The 22,336-nt window shown below is 39.9% G+C and carries 20 protein-coding genes and 1 pseudogene; 10 read left to right on the top strand and 11 right to left on the bottom strand.

What is annotated here, in order from left to right:
* Nucleotides 1-18: 18 nt before the first annotated feature.
* The 3 genes from H5092_RS13785 to H5092_RS13775 form a co-directional block, all read right to left on the bottom strand.
* Nucleotides 19-1,020: a branched-chain amino acid aminotransferase gene (locus tag H5092_RS13785; protein WP_310736016.1), complete on the bottom strand. Its 1,002-nt coding sequence runs from the start codon at nt 1,018-1,020 to the stop codon at nt 19-21.
* A gap of 191 nt (nt 1,021-1,211) precedes the next feature.
* A complete protein-coding gene (locus H5092_RS13780) occupies nt 1,212-2,264 on the bottom strand; it encodes an acyl-CoA desaturase (RefSeq protein ID WP_182733730.1) in 1,053 nt (350 codons plus the stop codon).
* Entirely contained in the window at nt 2,261-3,304 is a 1,044-nt protein-coding gene (locus H5092_RS13775) for a flavin reductase family protein (protein ID WP_182733729.1), read from the bottom strand. The genes H5092_RS13780 and H5092_RS13775 overlap by 4 nt, the downstream gene beginning before the upstream one ends.
* A gap of 267 nt (nt 3,305-3,571) precedes the next feature.
* Here H5092_RS13775 and H5092_RS13770 point away from each other — a divergent pair, with 267 nt between their 5' ends.
* The 6 genes and pseudogenes from H5092_RS13770 to H5092_RS13745 all read left to right on the top strand — a co-directional run bounded on the left by H5092_RS13770 (nt 3,572) and on the right by H5092_RS13745 (nt 6,799).
* Nucleotides 3,572-4,747 (top strand): PQQ-dependent sugar dehydrogenase, encoded by a 1,176-nt coding sequence (locus H5092_RS13770; RefSeq protein ID WP_182733728.1) that lies wholly within the window; start codon nt 3,572-3,574, stop codon nt 4,745-4,747.
* 144 nt (nt 4,748-4,891) lie between these two features.
* Nucleotides 4,892-5,071, top strand: coding sequence for a DUF6435 family protein (locus H5092_RS13765; RefSeq protein ID WP_007375469.1), 180 nt, complete (start codon nt 4,892-4,894; stop codon nt 5,069-5,071).
* A 615-nt stretch (nt 5,072-5,686) separates the two neighbouring features.
* A complete protein-coding gene (locus H5092_RS13760) occupies nt 5,687-5,923 on the top strand; it encodes a DUF3144 domain-containing protein (RefSeq protein ID WP_024600116.1) in 237 nt (78 codons plus the stop codon).
* Between the two features lie 80 nt (nt 5,924-6,003).
* Nucleotides 6,004-6,147: pseudogene (locus H5092_RS13755) on the top strand (IS3 family transposase); the annotation flags it as partial.
* Between the two features lie 126 nt (nt 6,148-6,273).
* Entirely contained in the window at nt 6,274-6,417 is a 144-nt protein-coding gene (locus H5092_RS20890) for a DUF3465 domain-containing protein (protein WP_232007048.1), read from the top strand.
* A gap of 43 nt (nt 6,418-6,460) precedes the next feature.
* Entirely contained in the window at nt 6,461-6,799 is a 339-nt protein-coding gene (locus H5092_RS13745; RefSeq protein ID WP_024597909.1) for a hypothetical protein, read from the top strand.
* A gap of 108 nt (nt 6,800-6,907) precedes the next feature.
* Here H5092_RS13745 and H5092_RS13740 read toward each other — a convergent pair whose 3' ends face one another.
* The 7 genes from H5092_RS13740 to H5092_RS13710 all read right to left on the bottom strand — a co-directional run bounded on the left by H5092_RS13740 (nt 6,908) and on the right by H5092_RS13710 (nt 11,334).
* Complete coding sequence (locus H5092_RS13740) at nt 6,908-7,351, bottom strand: GNAT family N-acetyltransferase (RefSeq protein ID WP_024597908.1); 444 nt, start codon at nt 7,349-7,351, stop codon at nt 6,908-6,910.
* 60 nt (nt 7,352-7,411) lie between these two features.
* Nucleotides 7,412-8,005: a DUF2238 domain-containing protein gene (locus H5092_RS13735; protein WP_076925943.1), complete on the bottom strand. Its 594-nt coding sequence runs from the start codon at nt 8,003-8,005 to the stop codon at nt 7,412-7,414.
* 61 nt (nt 8,006-8,066) lie between these two features.
* On the bottom strand, nt 8,067-8,858 hold the full coding sequence (locus H5092_RS13730; RefSeq protein ID WP_182733727.1) for an SDR family oxidoreductase: 792 nt from the start codon (nt 8,856-8,858) through the stop codon (nt 8,067-8,069).
* Between the two features lie 59 nt (nt 8,859-8,917).
* On the bottom strand, nt 8,918-9,421 hold the full coding sequence (locus H5092_RS13725) for a DUF962 domain-containing protein (RefSeq protein ID WP_182733726.1): 504 nt from the start codon (nt 9,419-9,421) through the stop codon (nt 8,918-8,920).
* A gap of 84 nt (nt 9,422-9,505) precedes the next feature.
* Nucleotides 9,506-9,913 (bottom strand): hypothetical protein, encoded by a 408-nt coding sequence (locus H5092_RS13720; RefSeq protein WP_182733725.1) that lies wholly within the window; start codon nt 9,911-9,913, stop codon nt 9,506-9,508.
* A 71-nt stretch (nt 9,914-9,984) separates the two neighbouring features.
* Nucleotides 9,985-10,659, bottom strand: coding sequence for a Crp/Fnr family transcriptional regulator (locus H5092_RS13715; protein ID WP_182711610.1), 675 nt, complete (start codon nt 10,657-10,659; stop codon nt 9,985-9,987).
* 3 nt (nt 10,660-10,662) lie between these two features.
* Entirely contained in the window at nt 10,663-11,334 is a 672-nt protein-coding gene (locus H5092_RS13710) for a hypothetical protein (RefSeq protein ID WP_182733724.1), read from the bottom strand.
* A 676-nt stretch (nt 11,335-12,010) separates the two neighbouring features.
* Between H5092_RS13710 and H5092_RS13705 the strand changes: the two genes are divergently transcribed.
* From H5092_RS13705 to H5092_RS13695, 3 genes are all read left to right on the top strand, one after another.
* Entirely contained in the window at nt 12,011-14,977 is a 2,967-nt protein-coding gene (locus H5092_RS13705; RefSeq protein ID WP_182733723.1) for a TonB-dependent receptor, read from the top strand.
* A gap of 102 nt (nt 14,978-15,079) precedes the next feature.
* A complete protein-coding gene (locus H5092_RS13700; RefSeq protein ID WP_182733722.1) occupies nt 15,080-16,630 on the top strand; it encodes a tryptophan halogenase family protein in 1,551 nt (516 codons plus the stop codon).
* Nucleotides 16,623-18,110 (top strand): tryptophan halogenase family protein, encoded by a 1,488-nt coding sequence (locus H5092_RS13695; RefSeq protein ID WP_182733721.1) that lies wholly within the window; start codon nt 16,623-16,625, stop codon nt 18,108-18,110. The genes H5092_RS13700 and H5092_RS13695 overlap by 8 nt, the downstream gene beginning before the upstream one ends.
* Before the next feature lie 52 nt (nt 18,111-18,162).
* On the opposite strand, the gene H5092_RS13690 is transcribed toward H5092_RS13695, so the two are convergent.
* On the bottom strand, nt 18,163-20,739 hold the full coding sequence (locus H5092_RS13690; RefSeq protein WP_182733720.1) for an exo 1,3/1,4-beta-D-glucan glucohydrolase: 2,577 nt from the start codon (nt 20,737-20,739) through the stop codon (nt 18,163-18,165).
* Nucleotides 20,740-20,978: 239 nt separating this feature from the next.
* Here H5092_RS13690 and H5092_RS13685 point away from each other — a divergent pair, with 239 nt between their 5' ends.
* On the top strand, nt 20,979-22,307 hold the full coding sequence (locus tag H5092_RS13685; protein WP_182733719.1) for a GH1 family beta-glucosidase: 1,329 nt from the start codon (nt 20,979-20,981) through the stop codon (nt 22,305-22,307).
* Nucleotides 22,308-22,336: the final 29 nt, after the last annotated feature.

The following is a 22,336-nucleotide window of genomic DNA, read 5'->3' as shown; positions in this document are numbered from 1 at the left end:
TTAGAATCAAATCTATAATTAGATTTTAGTTAACCAGCCGTGTTTGTCTTCACTTTTACCCCATTGAATATCGTTCAATGCTTGGCGAAGGCGCGCAGTCGTTGGGCCTGGCTCGCCAGTACCTACTTTGTATTCTTTATCGTTATGAATAAATGTACCCACAGCAGTTAGTACAGCTGCAGTGCCCGAAAGCGCCGCTTCAGTACCTGGTTTAGCAGCACGCTCTAATAGCTCAGTAACGCTAAAGTTACGCTCGCTTACCGTCATACCTAAATCTTTGGCTATGGTTAAAATACTATTACGCGTTACACCATGTAAAAACGTGCTATCGAGCGCTTTAGTAATAATTTCGTTGTCATCAATAAGTATAAAGTTAGCAGCACCGGTTTCTTGTACATCGCCACCTGGGCAAAATAAAATTTGATCAGCTTGATACTTAGTTCGTGCAGCACTAATAGGTGCTAGAGCACTGGCGTAGTTACCACCACTTTTTACCATACCCATGTGCGGAGCGCAGCGCATACCATCTTCTTCAAGCAGCACGCGCAGTGCAGTTGCACCACCGGCAAAGTAATCTCCTACTGGCGATAGTAGCGTGTACAAAAGCGAGCTCATTGATGGCGCTGCTGCTTTACCAATTGCCGCCTCAGTACCAATGTGCGTTGGGCGAATATACATAGAGCCCGGCGGTAATGGCGTTTCATCTGCGTATTCGCGCATAATATCGATAATCATCGTTTTTAGCATATCGCTGTCAAAACTCGGTAAGCTTAATAGCGCTGAGCTTTGTTGCATGCGTGCAATGTTTGCATCCATTCTAAAAAGATAAACAGAACCATCTTCATGGCGAAAGGCTTTTAAGCCTTCAAAACATGTACTTGAATAATGAAGAACGTGCGCACCAGCATGAAGTTCAAGTTTATCGGAAGGGACAATTGAGCTTTCGCTCCATTTATTATCAGAAAAACGAGCTTGAATCATCTGCGGCATAAACACGGTACCAAATGCGGCCATTTTAATCTCTCTTGTGTGGTCTATTTCCCTCCATTGTATGACAATCACACGCTATTTAACCATAGCTAAAGTAAGGCTTTTTTAATTAACTATGAGAATTTTTTGCAAGTGCTGTTTACTAATCAACCGCTTTGGGTGCTATAAACAAAAAAATCGACCTATGCTGTTACATAGATCGATTTTTTAAAACAAATAATTTATTTAAACGAGTATTTAATAATACGTTTTAATACCGACGTATACTGCCTAAAAAAGCCACCCGTATGGTAATCAATACCGTGTTTTTTCAAAACGGCTTGTACTTGAGGTGCAACTTCTTGATAGCGCGAAGACGGCATATCTGGAAATAAGTGATGCTCTATTTGGCAGCTCAAATGCCCTGTTAAAACATGAAACCAATGCGATCCTTTAATATTAGACGAGCCCAGTACTTGGCGGTAATACCACTGCCCTTGGGTTTCGTTTACGCAGTCTTCTTGTTTAAAAGTTTGTGTTTCTTCAGTAAAGTGACCACAAAATATTATGGTCGATGTCCATAAATTACGTATTAAGTTGGCTACTAAATTACCGGCCAATACCCATAAAAATAAAGGCCCTGCAAGTAACGGAAATATCGCATAATCTTTAATTAATTGGCGAGCGCCTTTACTAAAAAAGCGCTGCTTTAATGTAGAGTGTGAAACAAGCACTTCGCGGTTTTCTTTCTTTTTACCAATAAAAACACGCTCTGCAGCCAACTCGTGATACGACACGCCCCACTGAAATAACACACTTAAATTAATATACGTAAAAAACTGCCATACATTTTTAAAACGCCACTTAAAATCATCGCTTAAACGCAACAAGCCATAACCAAAGTCTCTGTCTTTACCAATAATATTAGTATACGTATGGTGTTCAAAGTTATGAACGCGGTGCCAACTTTGTCCATCGCACGCTATGTCCCACTCATAATGTTGTGAGTTAAGTTGCTTGTCGTTCATCCAATCGTATTGACCATGCATTACATTGTGGCCAATTTCCATATTGTCTAAAATTTTAGCAAGCGCTAATAGCAGCACGCCTGCAACCCACAATAGTGGCTGAATAAAACCAAGCATAAGCAAAATTCGCCCGCTCCATTCACACACTCGCTGTTTGCGCACAACAGAGCGAATATAGTCAGCATCTTGTTGGCCAACTTTGCCAAGGGTGTCCATTTTAATGGCATCTAGCTCGCTTGCGAGCATGTCATAGTTAATGTTTTTCATAATTGTAACTCCAAATCACTAACAGGTTGGCTTACGCAAAGTTGTATTATTTGCTCGCCGTTGTCACTCAATTCACCTGTTTTTAAATTACGTACCACGCCTGACTTTTTAATACATTGGCATTGATGGCAAATACCAATACCGCAACCGCGTTTAACGGGTAGCTTTTTTTCTTCAAACTGAGTCAGTAAAACATCGTTGCCCGATACAACATGGGCACTGGCGTTAATTTTCACATTAAATTGGCTGTCGTCGTTTAAGCTAGGCAGCGCCAAACCAAATGCTTCTTGGTAGTAATTTAGCTTATGCGTTTTAGCAAAATCGCTCACCGTCTGCATAAATGCAGCAGGGCCACAGCAGTATATGTCTGGATTTTCCCACGGCTTAATATTGCTGGTTATATCGTTTGATTGCTCACGCGTTAATAATAAAAACGAAAAATGCTCAAATTGCGCTGCCAACTCACTTAGCTCATCAACACATTGATGCTCAGTGGCTTTTGCGTAATACACTAACGAGACTTTTTGCGTAGTTTGGCCTAAGTAATCATCAAGCATAGCCAGCATAGGTGTTATACCCGACCCACCGGCAACAAAAGTAGCCGGTGTATGTGTATTTTTAAATACAAAGTCGCCGTTTGGCGCAGAAATATTGCACCACAAACCCGCTTTTAATGCGCTACTGAGTAAACCTGTAAAGCGCCCTTGCGCATTTGTTCTGATTAGTAAGCGCACCAAACCTGTATTTTTAAATTGCTGAGCGCTTGAGGCCACGGTAAAAACGCGTGTTAATAATCGCCCATTAATTTCAAGCGTTAAACTTATATGCTGCCCTGACGTATGCGCCTGCCATTGTTTGCTTGGCTTAAGTTGCACACTTAAAAAACCGCCATCAAGTACAGCTGTACTAACTACTTGCGCTCTAAACTGCCCTGCACGCCAAGCAGGTTTAAACACCTGCATTACGGGCTCTATGTAGCCTGCAAAACTTTGATGGTGTAAAAACCATTTTGAAAATTGGTTTAATACTTGAGTCATCATGGTTAAATCTCTATCAAATCTTAATTACTTTGAACTTACACGTGTACGCCCAAACTTCAGCGCACAAGTGTACGCTCAAATTTTAAGTTTTCAACCCCAATAGAGTAATTATTCAATTTTTTTATTAGCGCTAATTGCTAAAACAATTTTCTGTGAAGAGGTAATTTTATAAATAGAAGTGTGTATTTTTCATTCAACTCAACACTTAACAAATTTATTTATGCCATGTTAAGGTGATGTAAGGTTGGATTAATTTTGGAAGCCATAATGATAAATTTAATGTCACATAACACACTCCCTAAACTAATAAGTGCAGGCCTAGCCATTGCTATATTTGCTACTAACGCACCCGCGCATGCAAAAAGCGATTACGTAAAAAACTATAAAGAACTCGATACTTTAGCGCTTAGCGTTAACGCAATAACAGCGGTAGAAGGTGTGGTTATACCTTGGGCTATTGAGCCTTTAGCTAATGGTGATTTATTAATATCTGAGCGCAGTGGGACGTTATTTTTGTTACCTAAAAATACCACTACGTTAACTAAAGTCTCTGGGCTGCCCGACATTGACGCTAATGGCCAAGGTGGATTGCTTGATTTATCACTACACACCGATAGTAAGCAAAACCAATGGCTGTACTTTAGTTACTCAAGTAGTGAGGGCAAAGGAAGCGGCAGTAACACCGCCTTAATACGCGCTAAGCTAAGTGACGATCATACGCAGTTGTCTGATCAGCAATTGCTGTACAAAGGCGAGCATAATAGTACCAAAGGCCAGCACTATGGCAGTCGTATTGTGTTTGATGATGAAGGTTATGTTTATTTTTCAATTGGCGATCGCGGCTCGCGCGACATAAACCCGCAAGATCTCACGCGGGACGGCGGTAAAATTTATCGCTTACACGAAAATGGTAATATCCCAAGTGATAATCCGTTTGTTAAACAAAAAAATGCAAAACATGCGGTATGGTCTTATGGACACCGTAATCCACAAGGCATGTGGTTTGATAATCAAAATAATATTTTATGGTCTCACGAACACGGGCCACGCGGCGGCGATGAGCTTAATATAATAAAAAAAGGCGCTAACTACGGATGGCCTTTAGTAAGTTATGGCGTTAACTACAGCGGTACCAAGTTTACAGACCTTAAAGAAAAAGACGGCATGCAATCGCCCGTATTACACTGGACCCCTTCAATTGCCCCTTCCGATATGTTGTATGTAACGAGTGATAAATACCCAAAGCTTAAAGGTAAGCTATTATTAGCATCAATGAAATTTGCATTTATTAGCGCATTGGAAATCTCAAAGGGTAAGGTTGTTAAGCAATATAAAATACTCGATGGAATAGGCAGAGTACGCAGCTTAGCCCAAGGCAGTGATGGTTTTATTTATTTAGGTATTGATGGCCAAGGTATTAAACGCCTAGAGCCAGAAACGTAAGCACTAGCACTGGCACGCAAAATTACACTGCGTTTACTTTGCGCTTTTAAAGCGCAAAGTAAACATTTTCACCAAACAAAGAACTATTAAGCCAATTAATGCGTACACTAAATACATATAATTTAATAAATTAAGAGAATACTAATGTTTTCATTTTTAAAGCCTGATCCCGTAAAAAAACTGCGTAAAGAATACGACGTAAAACTAGAGCAAGGCATGCAGGCACAAAGAAAAGGCGACATTAAAAGCTTCGCCATGTTAAGTGCCGAAGCCGAAAAAATCTGGAGTGAAATAGAAACTCTAGAGGCAAAAAAAGCTAAATAATACCAATCGTGTTAAGTTATTAGACATTTATAGCGACGGATAAATAGAGGGATAACAAGGCATAAATTTCGACATGTAGTTGCTCTACATGAGAAATTTATAACGCCGTTAACGCTTTATTTAGCACGCTAGAAAGGCTAAATATTTAAGTCGATTGGTATCAGTATACTTAAGCGTGTCAGCATTACTTTAATAGCAGGTAGACACGTTTAGTAAATAATTAATGACCTCGTTTTTACAGCTTCCACCACCAGTAAACCACCTTTTATAATATGCTTACACAAACAAGTGTACTTGAAGCGGTTACTTGCATTATCGCCGCCGTTTTTTAGTGGCTGTTAAATCATTTAAAAAGGCTTTTAGCTTTCATTTTAAATATGTAATTGCTCCATTTATGTACCGCCCTGGCGTTTTTCCTCCTAAGTCAAAAAATGAGGACGTTTTCCTCATTTGTGCATATCATTAAAAGAACAACCCGCCTGAAAGTTTAATACTCGCAATGTGTTACAAGATTTGCTATTACTATTAAAAATAACTAAGAGGACATACTTTGCTCATAAAAAGAGGAAAGTGTCCTCTGATAAAGCTATTATATGTTTAGGGAATGTTCAGAGTATGGATGAAAAATTTGAAGAAGTAGTCGGCCGGTATTTAGAAAAAGCGATTGAAGTTGAAACTGAGACTTCAATGTCTCAAGCAAGCTCTTCAATGCTATTTGCTACCGCTTGCTACAATGCTCAAAACATTCTTGATAAATCATCCCCAAACAACCTCGAAGCTAATATTACAGAGTATATTGAAATGTATGAGGATATGCTTAGGAACTCTATTGAGCACTACTCCAGCAAATAAACATATAACAAGGCAAATCAACAAGGACTGCTCCTCACCCGTTTTAGTGGACACCTCCTCATCACTATGAGGAGACTAAAATGCCTAGATATACTCAAGCTAGAAAGACACGGTTTTACCCAGTTAATTTCAAAATCAAAGCAGTCGAACTAAGCTTACGAGACGATGTCTTGATAAAGAAGGTTGCTAAGACGCTTGATATTCATCCGTTAATGCTCAGTCGTTGACGAAAAGATTCCTATATTAAACGTCGATAATAAAGGCTGGCGTCATCAAAAGTTTATTCTTAAATTAAGTTCAGCATTACTATTTTAATCGCACATAACATTGACCTAGCCCCAAAAATTAAATTGATTTCGAAAAGTGATAATGTTCAATTTTATAGAGAGTATGAGTGGAATAAAAAAGTGGCCGTAGTACACTGGACCCATAAAGATCCCAACGGATATCATGTTGGTGGTTGGTTAAAACACAAAGGTAAAATATACCAATAGCTTTATAGCAATCTGTTAAAGTAAAAAGGTAAGGAAAACGAAAATGACAATGCAATGGATCGCAATTTTGGCGGCTTTAGGCTGGTGTTTATTACAAGTAATACTTTTGCTTATATCTTCACAATGTATTTTTTTAATGATCGAGTTTCGCTCTGATAATGAGCATAAACTGTATCAAAAACTTCTATCAAACTTTATTAAATATCTTTTTTACTCCTTATTTATTTTACCACTCATCTCTCTAGGTTTGTTTATATATGGTGTTATTAACATTAAAGAATGGTGTGAACTTAAGCCTGGATTGTGGGTATTTGCTGCTTGGTGGGTGGCTCTATTTGTACTTTCTTATGCTCTATCAATGAAGAAAAAATATCGTATTTAAAAGAGTATTAATATCTACCGCCAAAAAGTTTATAACATCAAAAAACAGCTTACTAATTAGCTATATAGTGAATCATAAAAATAATAACCCCACTTTAGAAAGTACTCTCTACTTACTATCACCATACACATTCTCAGGATTTATTTGCATTAGTAGTGCGGGGTTGTCTATCGGTTTAAACCCGTATTGTGCATAAAGACCATGTGCATCAGAAGTTGCTAATAAAAAGCGCCTGAGCCCTTGTAGCTCAGGGTGCTCTACTATTGTTTTAATAAGTAACTTACTCAGCCCATTACCTTGCAAGTGCGGGGCAATAAATACATCGGCTAAATAGGCAAAGGTTGCTTTATCGGTAACTACTCGGGCAAATCCAACTTGCTCGTTATGAGCGCTGTAAACACCAAAGCACATTGAGTTATCAATAGCCGATTGCATCACGCTTTTAGGTATGCCTTTGGCCCAATAGCTATTAGCAATAAAGTTATAAATAACGTTAAAGTTAAGTTTGCTTTTGTCTGTGCTAATTGAGTAGTTACTAATGTTTACTGTCATAAGTTAATAGTCTTTTTTACCAATGTTTTTATAAACTTTTCTATAGAACGTTCCTATAGCCTATAAATAATCTTTAACGTTTTTTAGCTGTTTATCGTGTACTTTTGAAAGCATTAACAATGAGCAAATAGCCCCAAATAACGCCAGTCCCATATCTGACTGGGTATCCCACACGTAACCTTGCGTGCCTAAAAACGCTTCTGCGTTTTCGCCGCTTAACACTGCAACCCACCACTCTATCAATTCGTAAAAGGCGCTAAATGCCAAACATACCGAAATAACAAAGGTGATTAACCAGCCTCGACCATTTACTACTTTTTTGCGCAGTAAAATTTCGCGTGCTAGTAGTGCAGGTACAAACCCTTGAAAAAAGTGCCCTACTTTGTCGTAGTTATTACGCTCGCTACCGAATAGATTATCGAAAAAAGGAACTTCGGCGTAGGTGTAATGCCCGCCAATCATTAGCACTATGCAATGCGCTAAAATAAATGTATATAAAATAGGGGTAAGTTTAAAGTGGCTATAGGTACTTGCTAGCAGCACTAAACCAATAATTGCGGGGATAACTTCAAGCAGCCATGTAAATTGATCTTTTGGGTTAATACCAGACCAAATTAATACAATAAAAAACAGGCTCAGCCATAAATACTTCATTTAGAATCCTTTTCTAAATTGATCAAATTTACGGCATTTTACGCCTTTGAAATAAACGACGCTACCTATAGTTTGTTTTTGCGGTAATGCGATTAAACAAAGTAGGGAAAAAACGCTTAATTGTAGGCGCCCAACCACTTAAACCTTTGCCAATAATCACTTCGTCTTTTTTATTACTAATGGCACGAATCATTTTTGAAGCCGCTACGCTTACATCCATGCCATTTTCTATCGACTCTTCTGGTTTATTTTGCGCTATGCCTTGCTCGTTTAGTGAGTTATGCGCAATTGCTGTTTTAATAGAGCCAGGGCAAATTGTTAAACAATGAATATTATGTTGTGCTACTTCTGCACGTAGGCAATCCATAAAACCAACCACCGCATATTTTGAACCCGAATAACCCGTTCTAAATTTTGAACCTACTTTACCCGCCACACTACTAATAGACACAATTGAGCCACTGCGCCTTGCCACCATAGTAGGCAATACAGCTTTAGTAAGTGCAATTAAGCCAAAGTAATTAACCTCCATTAACTGGCGATACACGTTAAAGTCGTTTTCTAAAAATAAGCTACGCTGCGATACGCCGCCGTTATTAATTAAAATATCAATTGCAGGAAGATCGTTCATGTTTGCTGTTATTGTACTCAGTACATGCTCTGGCTGGGCTAAGTCCAGCGGCACAACTAAGTGCCCTTCGCCTTTAAGCGTTGCTTTTAAATCGTTTAGTTTATCTACATTGCGCGCCGATAAAATAACGCGCGCGCCAAGCTCGGCAAATTGTATAGCAAGCTCTTTACCAATACCTGATGATGCGCCGGTGATCCACACGGTTTTATTATTATATTGCATGCGTTATCTGCCTTTTATTATTATTTATTAAGTTTTATTAAGGTACTTAGAAAAGTATTTTACGCCTTTGTAGGACCAGCTATCGCGTTTACTTCATCTTCTAATGTTTTGTAAAAACCCATTAAAAATAGTAGTTCAACAGTTACGTACAAAGGGCCAATAATTAAACCCATTAGGTCATCTACAAACGCTGGTTTTTTACCTTCGTAATAGTGCCCAATAAACTGCAGTACCCAACCAAATACAAACACACCTAGGCCAATACTCAACCAAGGCCAAAACGACATTGCCGCAATAGGCTGAGCAGCAACAAGGAGTAAAGTGAATATCACGGCCATAATAAAGCCAAGCGAAAAGCTCAGCATAAAATAATAAACAACCGACGCTAATACAAAAAGTTGTGCGCCATCAATTACTACACTACCAAGGGGGATTTGAATACGCGCTAGTAAACACAACGCTGCAAATACAATGAGCGGAATACCAATAAAGTGCGTTAGTACATTACGTTTAGAACGATGATATAAACCATATTTACCAAGTTGCTGTTGAAGTGTTTTCATTGTTTTGCCTTTATTTTTATATTTAAAACTTACTTTAGCAAAAGTAAGCACAGCAACAATGTCAGGTATCCGACATTGTGTAAATTAAACAAATGCAGAAATTATTTTACCCGGCTCATGCTCACCTTTCATATCCGTTCGCTCGCGCCCTTTTTGATACTCTTGCTCAAGCATTTTTTGAAGTTCCTCTATTTTATCAGCAATTGCGCTAGGGTCTGTGCCCTGACCTTGTAGCTCTTTAGTGAGCTCTTCTATTGTCGCTTTTAGCTCGTCTATCTTGTTTTTGTTTACGCCTAAGCGCTGATAAACCAGCGCTTCTTGGGCACTTTCTAAAAACGTTTGATCTTTAGGCGTTGAGCTTATGCCTTTAACACCATTTGGTTTTTCATTAGGGAGGGTATTAGTTGCCGCAACTTCGCTTGAACCTGCCGCTTTATTTACTGTTGGAGAGTTATAATTACTATATTGATTTTTAAAGGTTATTGTAGTCATTAGCTCAAATCCATTGTTGCATTACATATTATGTAGCAATTTTGGTTCCAACTAAATAAAGCAGCCTCTATTTAAGCTTGTGTAGCACGGGCCTGTAACTTTTGTTTATCTAAAACAGTTATGCGTTGATACCCCAAACTAATAGCTTGTAAGCTAACAAGCTGTTGCAGTATTTGATTAATAGTTTGGCGCGTTAGGTAGGTCATATCAGCAAGTTGCTGCTGAGATAAAACAAGCGGTGTTAAGTGCTCTGTATGTTCGCTAAGCATTAAAAGTCGATTGCATACTTTTTGCTCAGCGCTTAGTAATGCGTGATCTTCCATTGAGGTAAACATTAGGCGTAACTTTTGTGCCAGCAATAAACCAAACTCTTGCCAATATTGTGGCTGTTCGTTTAATAGCTGTTCAAGCGCGCGTTGGGGCACGTAAAAAAGCACAACATCAGTTTGTGCATATACATCGTGAGTGCGCAGGCCACCATCAAACAAGGTAACTTCGCCAAACCACAGTGATGAATCAATAAAGCTCAATACGGCTTCTTTGCCTTCGTTACTTACGCCACTAATACGCACCACGCCGCTAAGCACTGCATAAATTCCATCGTGCTTATCACCTCGCAAAAATAATGATTGCTGAGCCTTTAGTGAGAGCGTTTTGCCCTGCGTTAATAAAAAGCTTTTTAAATAAGCGCTACGGTTTTTAAACCAATGCCCTTGCTCTATAACGTTTTGCTGCTGTGGAGTCATTATTTACTGCATTTGCTTATTAAATGGCTGTTTTTCGCTAACCAATTTTTTAGGGAAATTTAAATCGGTTGCTATAACAAAATCATCGTAAGGATCATTACCCGAAAACAGCTCAGTTATTAATGTATCGTTTTCATAAACATTAACGGTTACACCGCTGCCCATACCGCCTGAGTTAATAATATAGTAGTGATATTCGCCGTTACTAAAAAATAAAATACTCTCGCCAATACGCCCTACTTGCCTGTAGTAACTACCAAATGGTGCATCTGGTGTAGCTTCTTTTTCAAGCCCTATGTCATTAACTCTACCAAATCGATAACTAAGCGATGAGTCATCTTTTGCAACACAAATAGAAAGCACTTTATCGGTAGGCTCTAACTTGTAGGCTGTATTTTCATCTGGGTTACGCACAACTTTATGCATTTTTGCGTTAATGTAGGCTGCTTCATTACTTTTACAATGTGTTGCTAGCATACCGACCACTAAAGCGGGTTCGTGTGTTTGAGCTGCTGAAGGCGTGTTTACTTTGAGATTAGAGGGTGAGTTACTTACATTATTATTTAGCTGAGGACTACCTTGAATTGCCATACTTTGATCGTCACAACCAAACAGAGCAAACAAGAAGAAAGAATAAAAGCTCGCTAAAAATTTAATGCGCATAATAAAATCCATCTATGAGAGAGCCTTTAAAATAGCGATAAAACTAGCGACTCGCAACACCTTATGCGCAATACTTTATAAGTTTATTTTTAAACCATCTTCTGCAAAAACTACGTTACTTTTTAGTGATTTAATTAACGATTTTTTAAACAACTACTGGTTTTTAATGACCGATTAATAAACTGAGATAGAACCGCCACTTGATGCGTTTTCATCAATTGCGTTGTACATAATCACTACATCGGCATTTTCGCTAAGTTAGCAAATGTACCTATTTTTTGTTGAGTGACCAACGGCCGATTTATTAATTTTAGCTAGTATTAAAAGCTGATTTAAACACCTTATAAAAATGTGTAAATAACTAAATTAATCAATAATTGGTTTTCTTATAATAAAATGTTGTTACAGCACTATTGCAAACGGCTTTTTATAACCAATTGTAATTTATGATTTAAATAAAATTAAATCCAAAAAACATACATTTTAAAAACAATTTAGTCTCATTTTATTAAAACAACAGTTGACCCTATTCAAAATATAAACTAGCATTTCTGGAAGCGCTTCCACAAAACCTATTTAAACAGAACTTTCTGGAAGCGCTTCCACACATTTGACAATGTTTATAACTACACAATAACAGCCCCATACAAGCTGTTAATAATAATGATAAAAGCGCGAGGGAAACCGAATGTCCAACCATATTGTAAGAAAAACAAAGATAGCGACCAGCCTATCTCTGATTTTAGGTGCATCAATCTCTTTGCCTGTATATGCACAAGAAGCAAATACAGATGTTGAAGTAATCCAAGTTACTGGTTTTAAAAGCAGTATTAAAGAGTCGACTCGTTTAAAACGCGACGCCGCCGGTGTTGTAGATGCTATATCAGCTGAAGATATTGGTAAATTCCCAGATACCAACTTAGCCGAGTCGCTACAGCGTATTACGGGTGTGTCGATTGATCGCTCAAATGGTGAAGGCTCTAAAGTAACGGTTCGTGGTTTTGGCCCCGACTACAATATGGTAACCCTAAACGGGCGTACAATGCCGGCGGCATCTTTGCCTGCAGGCGGTGGTACACCCAGCTCTCGTGCATTTGATTTTGCAAACTTAGCGTCTGATAGCGTTAAATCGGTTGAAGTATATAAAACTGGTAAAGCAAGCATTGCATCAGGTGGTATTGGCGCAACAATTAATATTAATACCGCTCGCCCGCTCGACAACCCAGGCTTTGTTTCAAGCATTGGCGTAAAAGCATTACACGACTCAACAAACCGCGTTGGTGATGACATAACACCTGAGCTTTCGGGCTTAATTAGCTGGACCGACAGTGAAGCTAAATTTGGTGCCTCGTTAACTGCAAGCATGCAACAGCGCGATAGCTCATCAACAGGTGCGTTTGTAAATCAATGGAATACATCTGCTTTTGACGGCACAATCCCACAAGCAGCAGACGATATTGTTTTAACTAATGCACCCGCTGTTGGTCAGCTTTATTCAATGCCATCAGATTTGCGCTACACCATTGCCGACAGAGAACGTACTCGTACAAACGCGCAATTAACGCTGCAGTACAGCCCAATTGACGATTTAACAGCCACGCTTGATTACACGTACTCTAAGCAAGATTTATTCGAAGCCCGTGCTGAGCAATCAATTTGGATGGATAACTACAAAAGCGCGCTAACATTTGACGATAACACGGTAAAAACTCCTATTTATTACCGAGAAGAACGTCGCGATCAGCAAACACGCGATTTAGGTTTAGCGTTTCAAGAGCTAAACCAAGTTAACCAAAACGACTCTATTGGTTTAAACGTTGAGTACTATTTCAATTCAGAATTGAGCTTTATGTTTGATGCGCACAATTCAAAAGCCACTAGCAAACCAGATGCACCTTACGGCAGCTGGGTAAACGCAGGCTTAGGCGCAAACGTAGTTAACGCACAAGAAGTTGATTTTAGCCGCGAGCTTCCATCAATGAGTATCGATTTTGATGATTGCCGCCGAGATAGCCTAAATTGTAATAACACGTTAGATGCCTCTGATGTGGGTACGTCTATTTTAGATTCTAACTTTGCTCGCCAAGAATCTGAAATCACAGAATTTAGAATTCATGGTAAATACGAAATTGAAAACGGCGCAATTGACTTTGGTATAGAGTCTCGCTCTATGGAAAGCCATTCACTGCAATCACTTACACGTAATACAATGGGTAACTGGGGTATCGAAAACCCAGGCGAACTACCTGATGGCTACCTAAACCCAACAAACTTTTTAGCTGAGTTTGACGACTACGATACATCGGGCTCGTACAATCAAGGTTATACCGGCAGCGCATCGCAAATTGGTTACTGGGCAGGTGAAGAATACGGCTTTAATTTTGCAGCCGATGGCGCATTTGCAACTAACCGCACCATTGAAGAAGATATAACCGCAGCGTTTGTGCAATTTACTTACAATGGTTACATTGGCGATATGCCATACAACATTGTTATTGGCGCACGCCAAGAGTCTACCGACATTACCTCAACGGCTAATATCGACTTACCTAACGCAGTAGCATGGGAAGGTAATAACGACTTTAATGTTCGCTTTGGCTCAGCTAAAGAAGATTTCACGCTTAAATCTAGCTACGATCACTTTTTACCAAGCTTTGACTTTGACATAGAAGTAATTGAAAACGTAAAAGCGCGTTTTTCTTATAGCACTACAATAGCTCGCCCAACTTACGATAACTTAAGTTCAGCAGCGACTGTTGGTGTACCAGGTGCCCCTACTCTTTTAGCGGGTTCTTCACCGGCTACAGCGTCAACAGGTAACCCTGGTTTAGTGCCGCTTGAATCAGATAATATTGATGTATCGGCTGAGTGGTACTTTGCAGAAACAAGTTATGTGTCGGTAGGTTATTACACTAAAGACATTGAAAACTTTATTGGTTTAACACCAATGACACAAAACTACTACGGATTACGCGATGCAACAGCGGGCCCTCGCGCACAAGCTGCCATTGCTGAGCTAGAATCTCGCGGACTTGCTCTAACCGATTCAAACTTATTTCAAATGGTTGCCGCAACAGAAAATGGCGTTGATTTTGACTCTATGACCTACGAAGAGTTTGAAGCCGCCTACGATGTAATTGCTAATAGCGATGACCCATTACTAGAATTTACAGCACAAGTACCTACCAACAATAAAAATGCCACTATTGATGGTTTCGAAATTGCCTTTCAGCACTTTTTTGGTGAAAGCGGTTTTGGTGTTCAAGCAAACTACACCACTGTTAATGGCGACATCGACTTTGATGTAAACGCCGACCCTACTACTACACAATTTGCACTAGTGGGTTTAAGCGATACAGCTAACTTTATTGCAATGTACGAAAACGATGATTTTCAAGCACGTATTGCTTACAACTGGCGTGATAAGTTTTTAAATAGCGCAGCTCGATACGTAAATGAGCCAGGCTTTACTGAAGAATATTATCAAATCGACTTTAATGTTGCGTACAACTACAGCGAACAACTATCGTTTTTTGTTGAAGGCCTTAACATTACTGAACAAAACAGCCGGGAACATGGCCGTACGTCAGCCCAATTGTGGAACTTACAACAGTTAGGTGCACGTTACAATATTGGTATGCGTTACAACTTCTAAAGGTAATACAAAGCAAAGCCGTTAGTTTTTACTAGCGGCTTTTTTGTATTTAAAACAGTATTAATGCTAGTTTAATTGTTATCAACTTTAGGGTGTTAACTCATGACCAAACCAATAACAAAAATAGTCGTTTTAGGTGGTGGCACTGCCGGCTGGCTAAGCGCAGGCTTATTAGCTGCCGAACACCCGCACCTTAATGTAACGTTAGTGGAGTCAGCAAACGTGCCTATATTGGGTGTGGGCGAAGGTACATGGCCGTCAATGCGCAACACCCTACAGCGCATTGGCATTAAAGAAATTGATTTTATAACCCAGTGCGACGCATCATTTAAGCAAGGTTCTAAATTTATAAATTGGCGCAACCTCAGCGAGGGAGAAAACTACTACCACCCTTTTATGAATCCACAAGGCTACGAGCACACTAATTTACACGCCAGCTGGCAACGCATTGCACCTGATCAAAAATTTGCCGACGTTGTTAATATGCAAAGCTTTGTATGCCAAGCAGCACTTGCACCAAAACAATTACAAACACCCGAATATGCAGCGGTCACCAACTATGGCTATCATTTAGATGCGGGTAAATTTGCTGAGTTTTTAAAAAATCACTGTGTTAAAAATCTAAACGTTACACATATTATTGACGATGTAACCGAGGTTATTAACGACGAGCATGCCTATATTGCTTCATTAAAAACAAATAATAATGGCGATATAACAGGTGATTTATTTATAGATTGCTCAGGCTCTCGTGCTCGTTTAATTGGTGAGCATTTTAATAGTGAGTTTATAGCGCAAGATCATATTTTATTTAATAACAGCGCTGTTGCGGCGCAAATACCTAATGCACACATCAATCAACCAATTGCCTCTGCTACGCTATCTACAGCGCAAAGTAACGGCTGGATTTGGGATATAGCCCTACCAACGCGCCGTGGTACAGGTTATGTATTTAGTAGTAAATATCAAAGTGATGAAAGCGCCACAAATACTCTAAAAAGCTACATAGCTAAAAGTACCAGTGAGCAACAAGCTGAGCAACTTACCTACCGCGTATTAAAATTCAGCCCTGGTTACAGGCAAAAATTTTGGATTAAAAACTGTGTTGCCGTGGGTATGTCTGCTGGCTTTTTAGAGCCGCTTGAAGCGTCAGCTCTTGCTATGGTTGAGCTTTCAATTAGCATGATAAGCGAGCAACTCCCGCAAAACCGCACCCACATGAGCCAGCTTGAAACGCGTTTTAATGAGCGTTTTAGCACTCGTTGGCAGCGCGTTATTGAGTTTTTAAAACTTCATTATGTGCTAAGCGAGCGCGACGACACTCCTTATTGGCAAGATATTAGTAATTTAAATACCGCGCCCGAGCGCCTGCAAAACTTACTTAAACTTTGGCAATTTCAGCCCCCTAGCCGCTTTGATTTTATTGAAAACGAAGAAGTGTTTTCATCAAGCAGTTACCAATACGTTTTATATGGCATGGGCTTTAATACACAAACAGTATCTGCACAAAATACATTTAACGACCCACGTGCTGGGGATTACTATTATCAGCAAAATCGCGAAAAAATAGCGCAGTGTTTAAATGGACTGCCAAGTAATCGCGCGCTTTTAAATCATCTTTTATCAAATAATGGGCAGCCAAATAATGACTAAAACAAACGCTGTTAAAAACGTAGTAATTGCTGGAGGCGGCACTGCAGGTTGGATGGCCGCAGCGGCACTTGCTAAACTAGTTGGTAACAATATAAACATAACCCTTGTTGAATCTGACGATATTGGCACTGTAGGTGTTGGCGAAGCAACAATTCCGCCTATTCGGACATTTCATAAATTGCTGGGTATAAACGAGCAAGCATTTATGAAAGCCACTCAAGCCAGTTTTAAACTCGGTATTAGCTTTGAAAACTGGGGCGATGAAAACACGCGTTATATTCACTCATTTGGCGCAACGGGCAAAGAATGTTGGGCGGGTGAATTTCATCACTTTTGGCTGCAAGGTAAAGCACTTGGAATAAACGACCCATTTGGCGATTACTGCTACGAGCTGCAAGCGGCTAAAGCCGGTAAATTTGCGTTTAATCAGCAAAACCCTATTAACTATGCCTACCATATGGATGCCACGCGTTACGCGCAGTTTTTACGTGAATTTTCAGAGCCATTAGGTGTAAAACGCATTGAAGGTAAAATACAAAAAGTAGTAAAAAACACTAAAACGGGCCATATAGAATCATTGATTTTAAATAATGGCGAACACATTAACGGCGACTTTTTTATTGATTGCACCGGCTTTAGAGGTTTATTAATAGAGCAAGCATTGCATACTGGCTACGAAGACTGGTCGCATTTACTACCGTGTAACAGCGCCATTGCGGTGCAAACAAAATCAACCAGCGATACCGTATTGCCACTTACCCGCTCTATTGCCCATAAAAGCGGTTGGCAATGGCGTATACCACTGCAAAACCGTGTCGGCAACGGATTAGTTTATTGCAGCCAATATATGGATGACGAACATGCCAAAGCGCTATTATTAAATAACATTGAAGGCGAGGCGCTTACAGAGCCCCGTATAATTAAATTTAAAACAGGGCGCCGCTTAAAAGGCTGGAATAAAAACTGCCTAGCGCTTGGCCTTGCTAGCGGTTTTGTTGAACCACTTGAGTCCACCAGCATTCACTTAATTATGTCGGGTATTATTCGCTTTATGCGTTTATTTCCGTTTAATGGCATTACCAATCACGCCATTGACGAATACAACAAACAACTTAAAAGCGAAATTGAAAATATTCGCGACTTTATTGTGCTGCACTACAAAGTAACTAATCGCGATGACAGTGAGTTTTGGCAGCATTGTAATGCCATGGAAGTGCCAAAAACACTTCAGCATAAAATTGATTTGTTTAAACAAACCGGCCGTGTATTTTTAGATGATGGCGACATTTTTAGAGTCGACTCGTGGGTGCAAGTTATGCTTGGTCAAGGTATTGAGCCTAATCAACATCACTTAATAGCCAGCATGATGAGCGACGAAGAACTCACCCGTTTTTTACACGGTATTAAGCAACAAATAGAGCAACGCGTAAGCCAATTACCACCCCATCATGTGTTTTTAAAGCAATATTGCCCAGCATAAAAAACCCTTATTACTAAGGGTTTTTGGTACACACAACAACTTTTACGTTTTATTACTCACACTTAACCACGGCGCTTTTAGCGCTTTGTGGTTCAAAGCTAATATCTGCAACTGAAACGCTAAGCTCTCCTGCCGTTTTAATAATAAAAGGGCTGGTTACTCTGGCAAAATCAACGCCCTTTTTAGCAAAACACGTTAAATCTATACTCATGGTTTGCCATGTATTTAAATCAGCATTTTCAAGATCACGGGTAATATCAAGCTCGCCGCCACAGCCTTGTTCGCACTTCATTGCAAGGTATGTTTGTGAGCTAGGTATTTGGTTTACTTTATAGCTAAAGCTAAGGGCTGAATTGGCTTCAATGTAGGCCACTTTGTCTTCGGTAAAGTTACTATTAATTTCGATGTAGCTGGCTGTAGTGCCATCAAAATTAAATTGCATCGCATCTTCTTGAATCGCTTTGTCTTCAGTGCGATAAGTAATACCGCCAAGCTTTACACTATTACTTGCTACTTGGTGCTGCTCGCTGTTTGAATTTAAAAACAAACGCCACGGTGTTTTAAAGCTGCCATTAAATATAGATAGCGGCGCAAGGTTACTAATATCAACACCTGAGTCTTCATTTAGATTATTGCCAAGCGTACTTTCATCTTTATAGGTTAAGCCAAAGCCATAGGGTAATAATGGCGAGTAATCAGCATCGCCCTTATTTACTGCGGTTTGAAGTGGCGATTTAGGCCACGAGAAAGACAACTTACCTTTAAAGTCGTATTGTACCTGCCCACTTGCATCCGCTAGTAAAACATCAGCAATACCCTGCCCTTCAGTGCCAGGAAGCCATGCTGCTACAAATGCATCTGACGCGTTTAGCTCGCTGTTAACCCACATTGGTCTGCCCGATATAAACACAGAAACAACCGGTATATTTTGCTGCTTTAATGTTTTTAATATTTTAAGAGAGCGTTTATTGTTACGTTCAAACTCAAGGTTGTCTTTATCGCCATGTCCTTCTGCGTACGGTTCTTCACCAAATACAACAATGGCTACATCGGGTTTGGTATTAAATTCACCCGTTGGGCTTAAAATAGCGTTACCGCCAGCGGCCTCTATTTGCGTTTTTAGCCCCGCATAAATAGACGTTGCCCCAGGAAAATCTGCATTTTGATTATTAGTTCCCTGCCACGTAATACTCCAACCGCCCGATTGCTTGCCTATGTTATCGGCCGCATCGCCTGCTATAAGTATGTTGCTTGATGGGTTAAGCGGTAATAAATGGTTGTTGTTTTTAAGCAGTACTAGCGACTCTTGTACCGCTTGGCGGGCAATATCGCGATGTGCTGGCGCACCTATTAGTTTTAATTTACCTGAATATTTTCGATTTGCGGGGCTTGGTTTATCAAATAAACCCGCACGTAATTTAACGCGTAAAATACGTGCTACGGCGTCATTTATTCGCGCCATTGTTATTGTGCCCGCTTTTACTTGTTTAATTGTATTTTCATAAAGTGGTTTCCAAGCACCCGTTGGCACCATAAAAATATCAAGCCCCGCATTAACAGCCTGCGGGCAACTTTCATTTGTACAGCCTGCAACTTGTCCGTGTCCGTTCCAATCTCCTACAACAAAGCCATCAAAACCCATTTTTGTTTTTAATACATCGGTAAGTAAGTATTTATTGCCGTGATTTTTTTTACCATTCCAGCTATTAAACGATGCCATAACCGACTGACTACCTGCGGTTAAGCCACCTATATAACCTTGCGCATGAATGTTATATAACACCTCTTCGCTATCAATGTTATCGCCTTGATCGTCACCACCTACTGTGCCGCCATCGCCTAAAAAGTGCTTAACAGTACTAATTACGCGTTTGTCACTTAAAAAGTCTTCATCGGCTCTGCCTTGCAATCCGTTTACAATTGCGGCTGAATACTCACGTACAATTGTAGGGTCTTCTGAGTAGCCTTCGTACGTTCTGCCCCATCGGTCGTCGCGCACAACCGCAACAGTCGGTGCAAACACCCAATCTATGCCTGTTGCCATTACCTCTATTGCAGTAGCTGCTGCAATTCGCTCAATTAATGCGGGGTTATTAGCAGCACCTAAACCAATATTATGCGGAAATAACGTCGCACCAATCACATTATTATGTCCATGTACGGCATCGGTGCCCCACATGGTTGGAATTTTACTGCCATCAATTGAGTCATCAACCGAGGCTTGGTACATGCTCTCCGCAAGCGTTATCCAATCTGCAGGCGTTGCATGCTTATTAGCATTTGGGAACGAGCCACCGCCATTTAAATACGAGCCAAAACCATATTTACGCATGTCTTCAACACTAATATCGCGAATTTCAGGTTGGATCATCTGCGCTACTTTTTGCTCAAGCGTCATTGTTTTTAAGTACTGTGCAATCGTATTTTCAATTTCAGGCGTTTTCACTACTTTGCTTTTAAGCGTTGGCCAAAGTGATAAATCACCTTGCTCATGCTCAGTATTTTTGGCCACCGCGCTTTCGTTATTATTAGCGTTAGCTTCTTGTTTATTACACGCACTTAGAACGCATAATCCGCCTATTAAAATAGGGAGCATTCGTAACCTATTAGTGTTTAAGCTTTTTTTCATTTTTATAGCCCTGTGTTGTGTCAGTGTGATTTTGTGAGCGCCTATTTGTTATTTAAATTTAACTATTGACCTGTTTAACAATAGCCACTAACCTAAATATGGAAGCGCTTCCTTAAAGTTATTAAATACCATACTTAGTGATTAATCAAATTAAATATGGAAGCGCTTCCAATAATGAATTTAATATACGCTCTATACAAAGCAAACTTTACCAAAAAAGAAGCAGAGGTTTTCTCTTAATGAAACAATTATCTTTACCTAGTGGCTCACCACTTTTAGCCAAAAATTTTACTTATGGTGTAGCTACGGCCTCATTTCAAATTGAAGGCGGCGCAGCTGATCGCTTGCCATGTATTTGGGATACCTTTTGCAGTAAAGAAGGCAAAATAGTCGATAATTCAAATGGCGATGTAGCCTGCGAGCACTACACTCGCTGGAAAGACGATATAAACTTAATTGAATCATTAGGTGTAGACGCTTACAGACTTTCTATTTCGTGGCCGCGCGTAATGACTAAAAGCGGTCACTTAAACCCGACAGGCGTTAAGTTTTATACCGACATTTTAGATGAATTAAAACGTCGTAACATTAAAGCTTTTGTAACGCTATACCACTGGGATTTACCACAACATATTGAAGATGAAGGTGGCTGGCTAAACCGTAACACCGCTTACGAATTTGCACATTACACAGATTTAATTACCAAAGCTTTTGGGGAACGTGTGCACTCTTACGCCACCTTAAACGAGCCTTTTTGCAGCTCTTACTTAGGTTACGAAATAGGCGTACATGCACCTGGCATAGTAGGTCGCGAATTTGGTCGTAAAGCCGCGCACCACCTATTACTGGGTCACGGTTTGGCTATGCAAGTACTTGCTAAAAATAGCCCAAATACACTAAACGGTATTGTACTTAACTTTACGCCTTGTTACTCAGTTACCCAAAGTGAAGACGATTTAAAAGCGACTGCATTTGCTGATGACTACATAAACCAATGGTACATGCAGCCTGTAATGCAAGGTAAATACCCTGATATTATTAAGCAATTACCTAAGGCCCACCTCCCAGATATTTTAGATGGCGACATGGAAATAATTGCTCAACCGCTAGATTACCTAGGGGTTAACTTTTATACCCGCATGCATTATCAAGCAAGCGAAACCGACTTTTACCATGAGCTGCCACATAAAGCGCCAATGACCGATATAGGCTGGGAAATTTATCCTAAAGCGCTGACAGAATTACTTGTATCGTTAAACGAAAAATACACCCTACCGCCTATTTATATTACCGAAAACGGCGCAGCCATGGCTGACGAATTTACAGACGGTGAAATCAAAGATAACGACCGTATTGAATATTACCACGAGCATTTAAATGCCCTGCATAACGCAGCAGAGCAAGGCGTTAAAGTAGATGGTTACTTTGCCTGGAGCCTAATGGATAACTTTGAATGGGCAGAAGGATATTTAAAGCGCTTTGGAATAGTACACGTAGACTACAACACACAAAAACGAACTGTTAAAGCCAGCGGTAAGGCGTACACTAAACTCATAACAAGCCGATAAATTATCGGCTTATAACAATAAGAACACAC

The sequence above is a fragment of the Pseudoalteromonas sp. SR41-7 genome, assembly GCF_014163935.1.
GTDB classification, from domain to species: Bacteria; Pseudomonadota; Gammaproteobacteria; order Enterobacterales; family Alteromonadaceae; genus Pseudoalteromonas; species Pseudoalteromonas distincta.
Note: the sequence above shows the minus strand (reverse complement) of the source record. Positions and strands in the feature narration are given on the sequence as shown.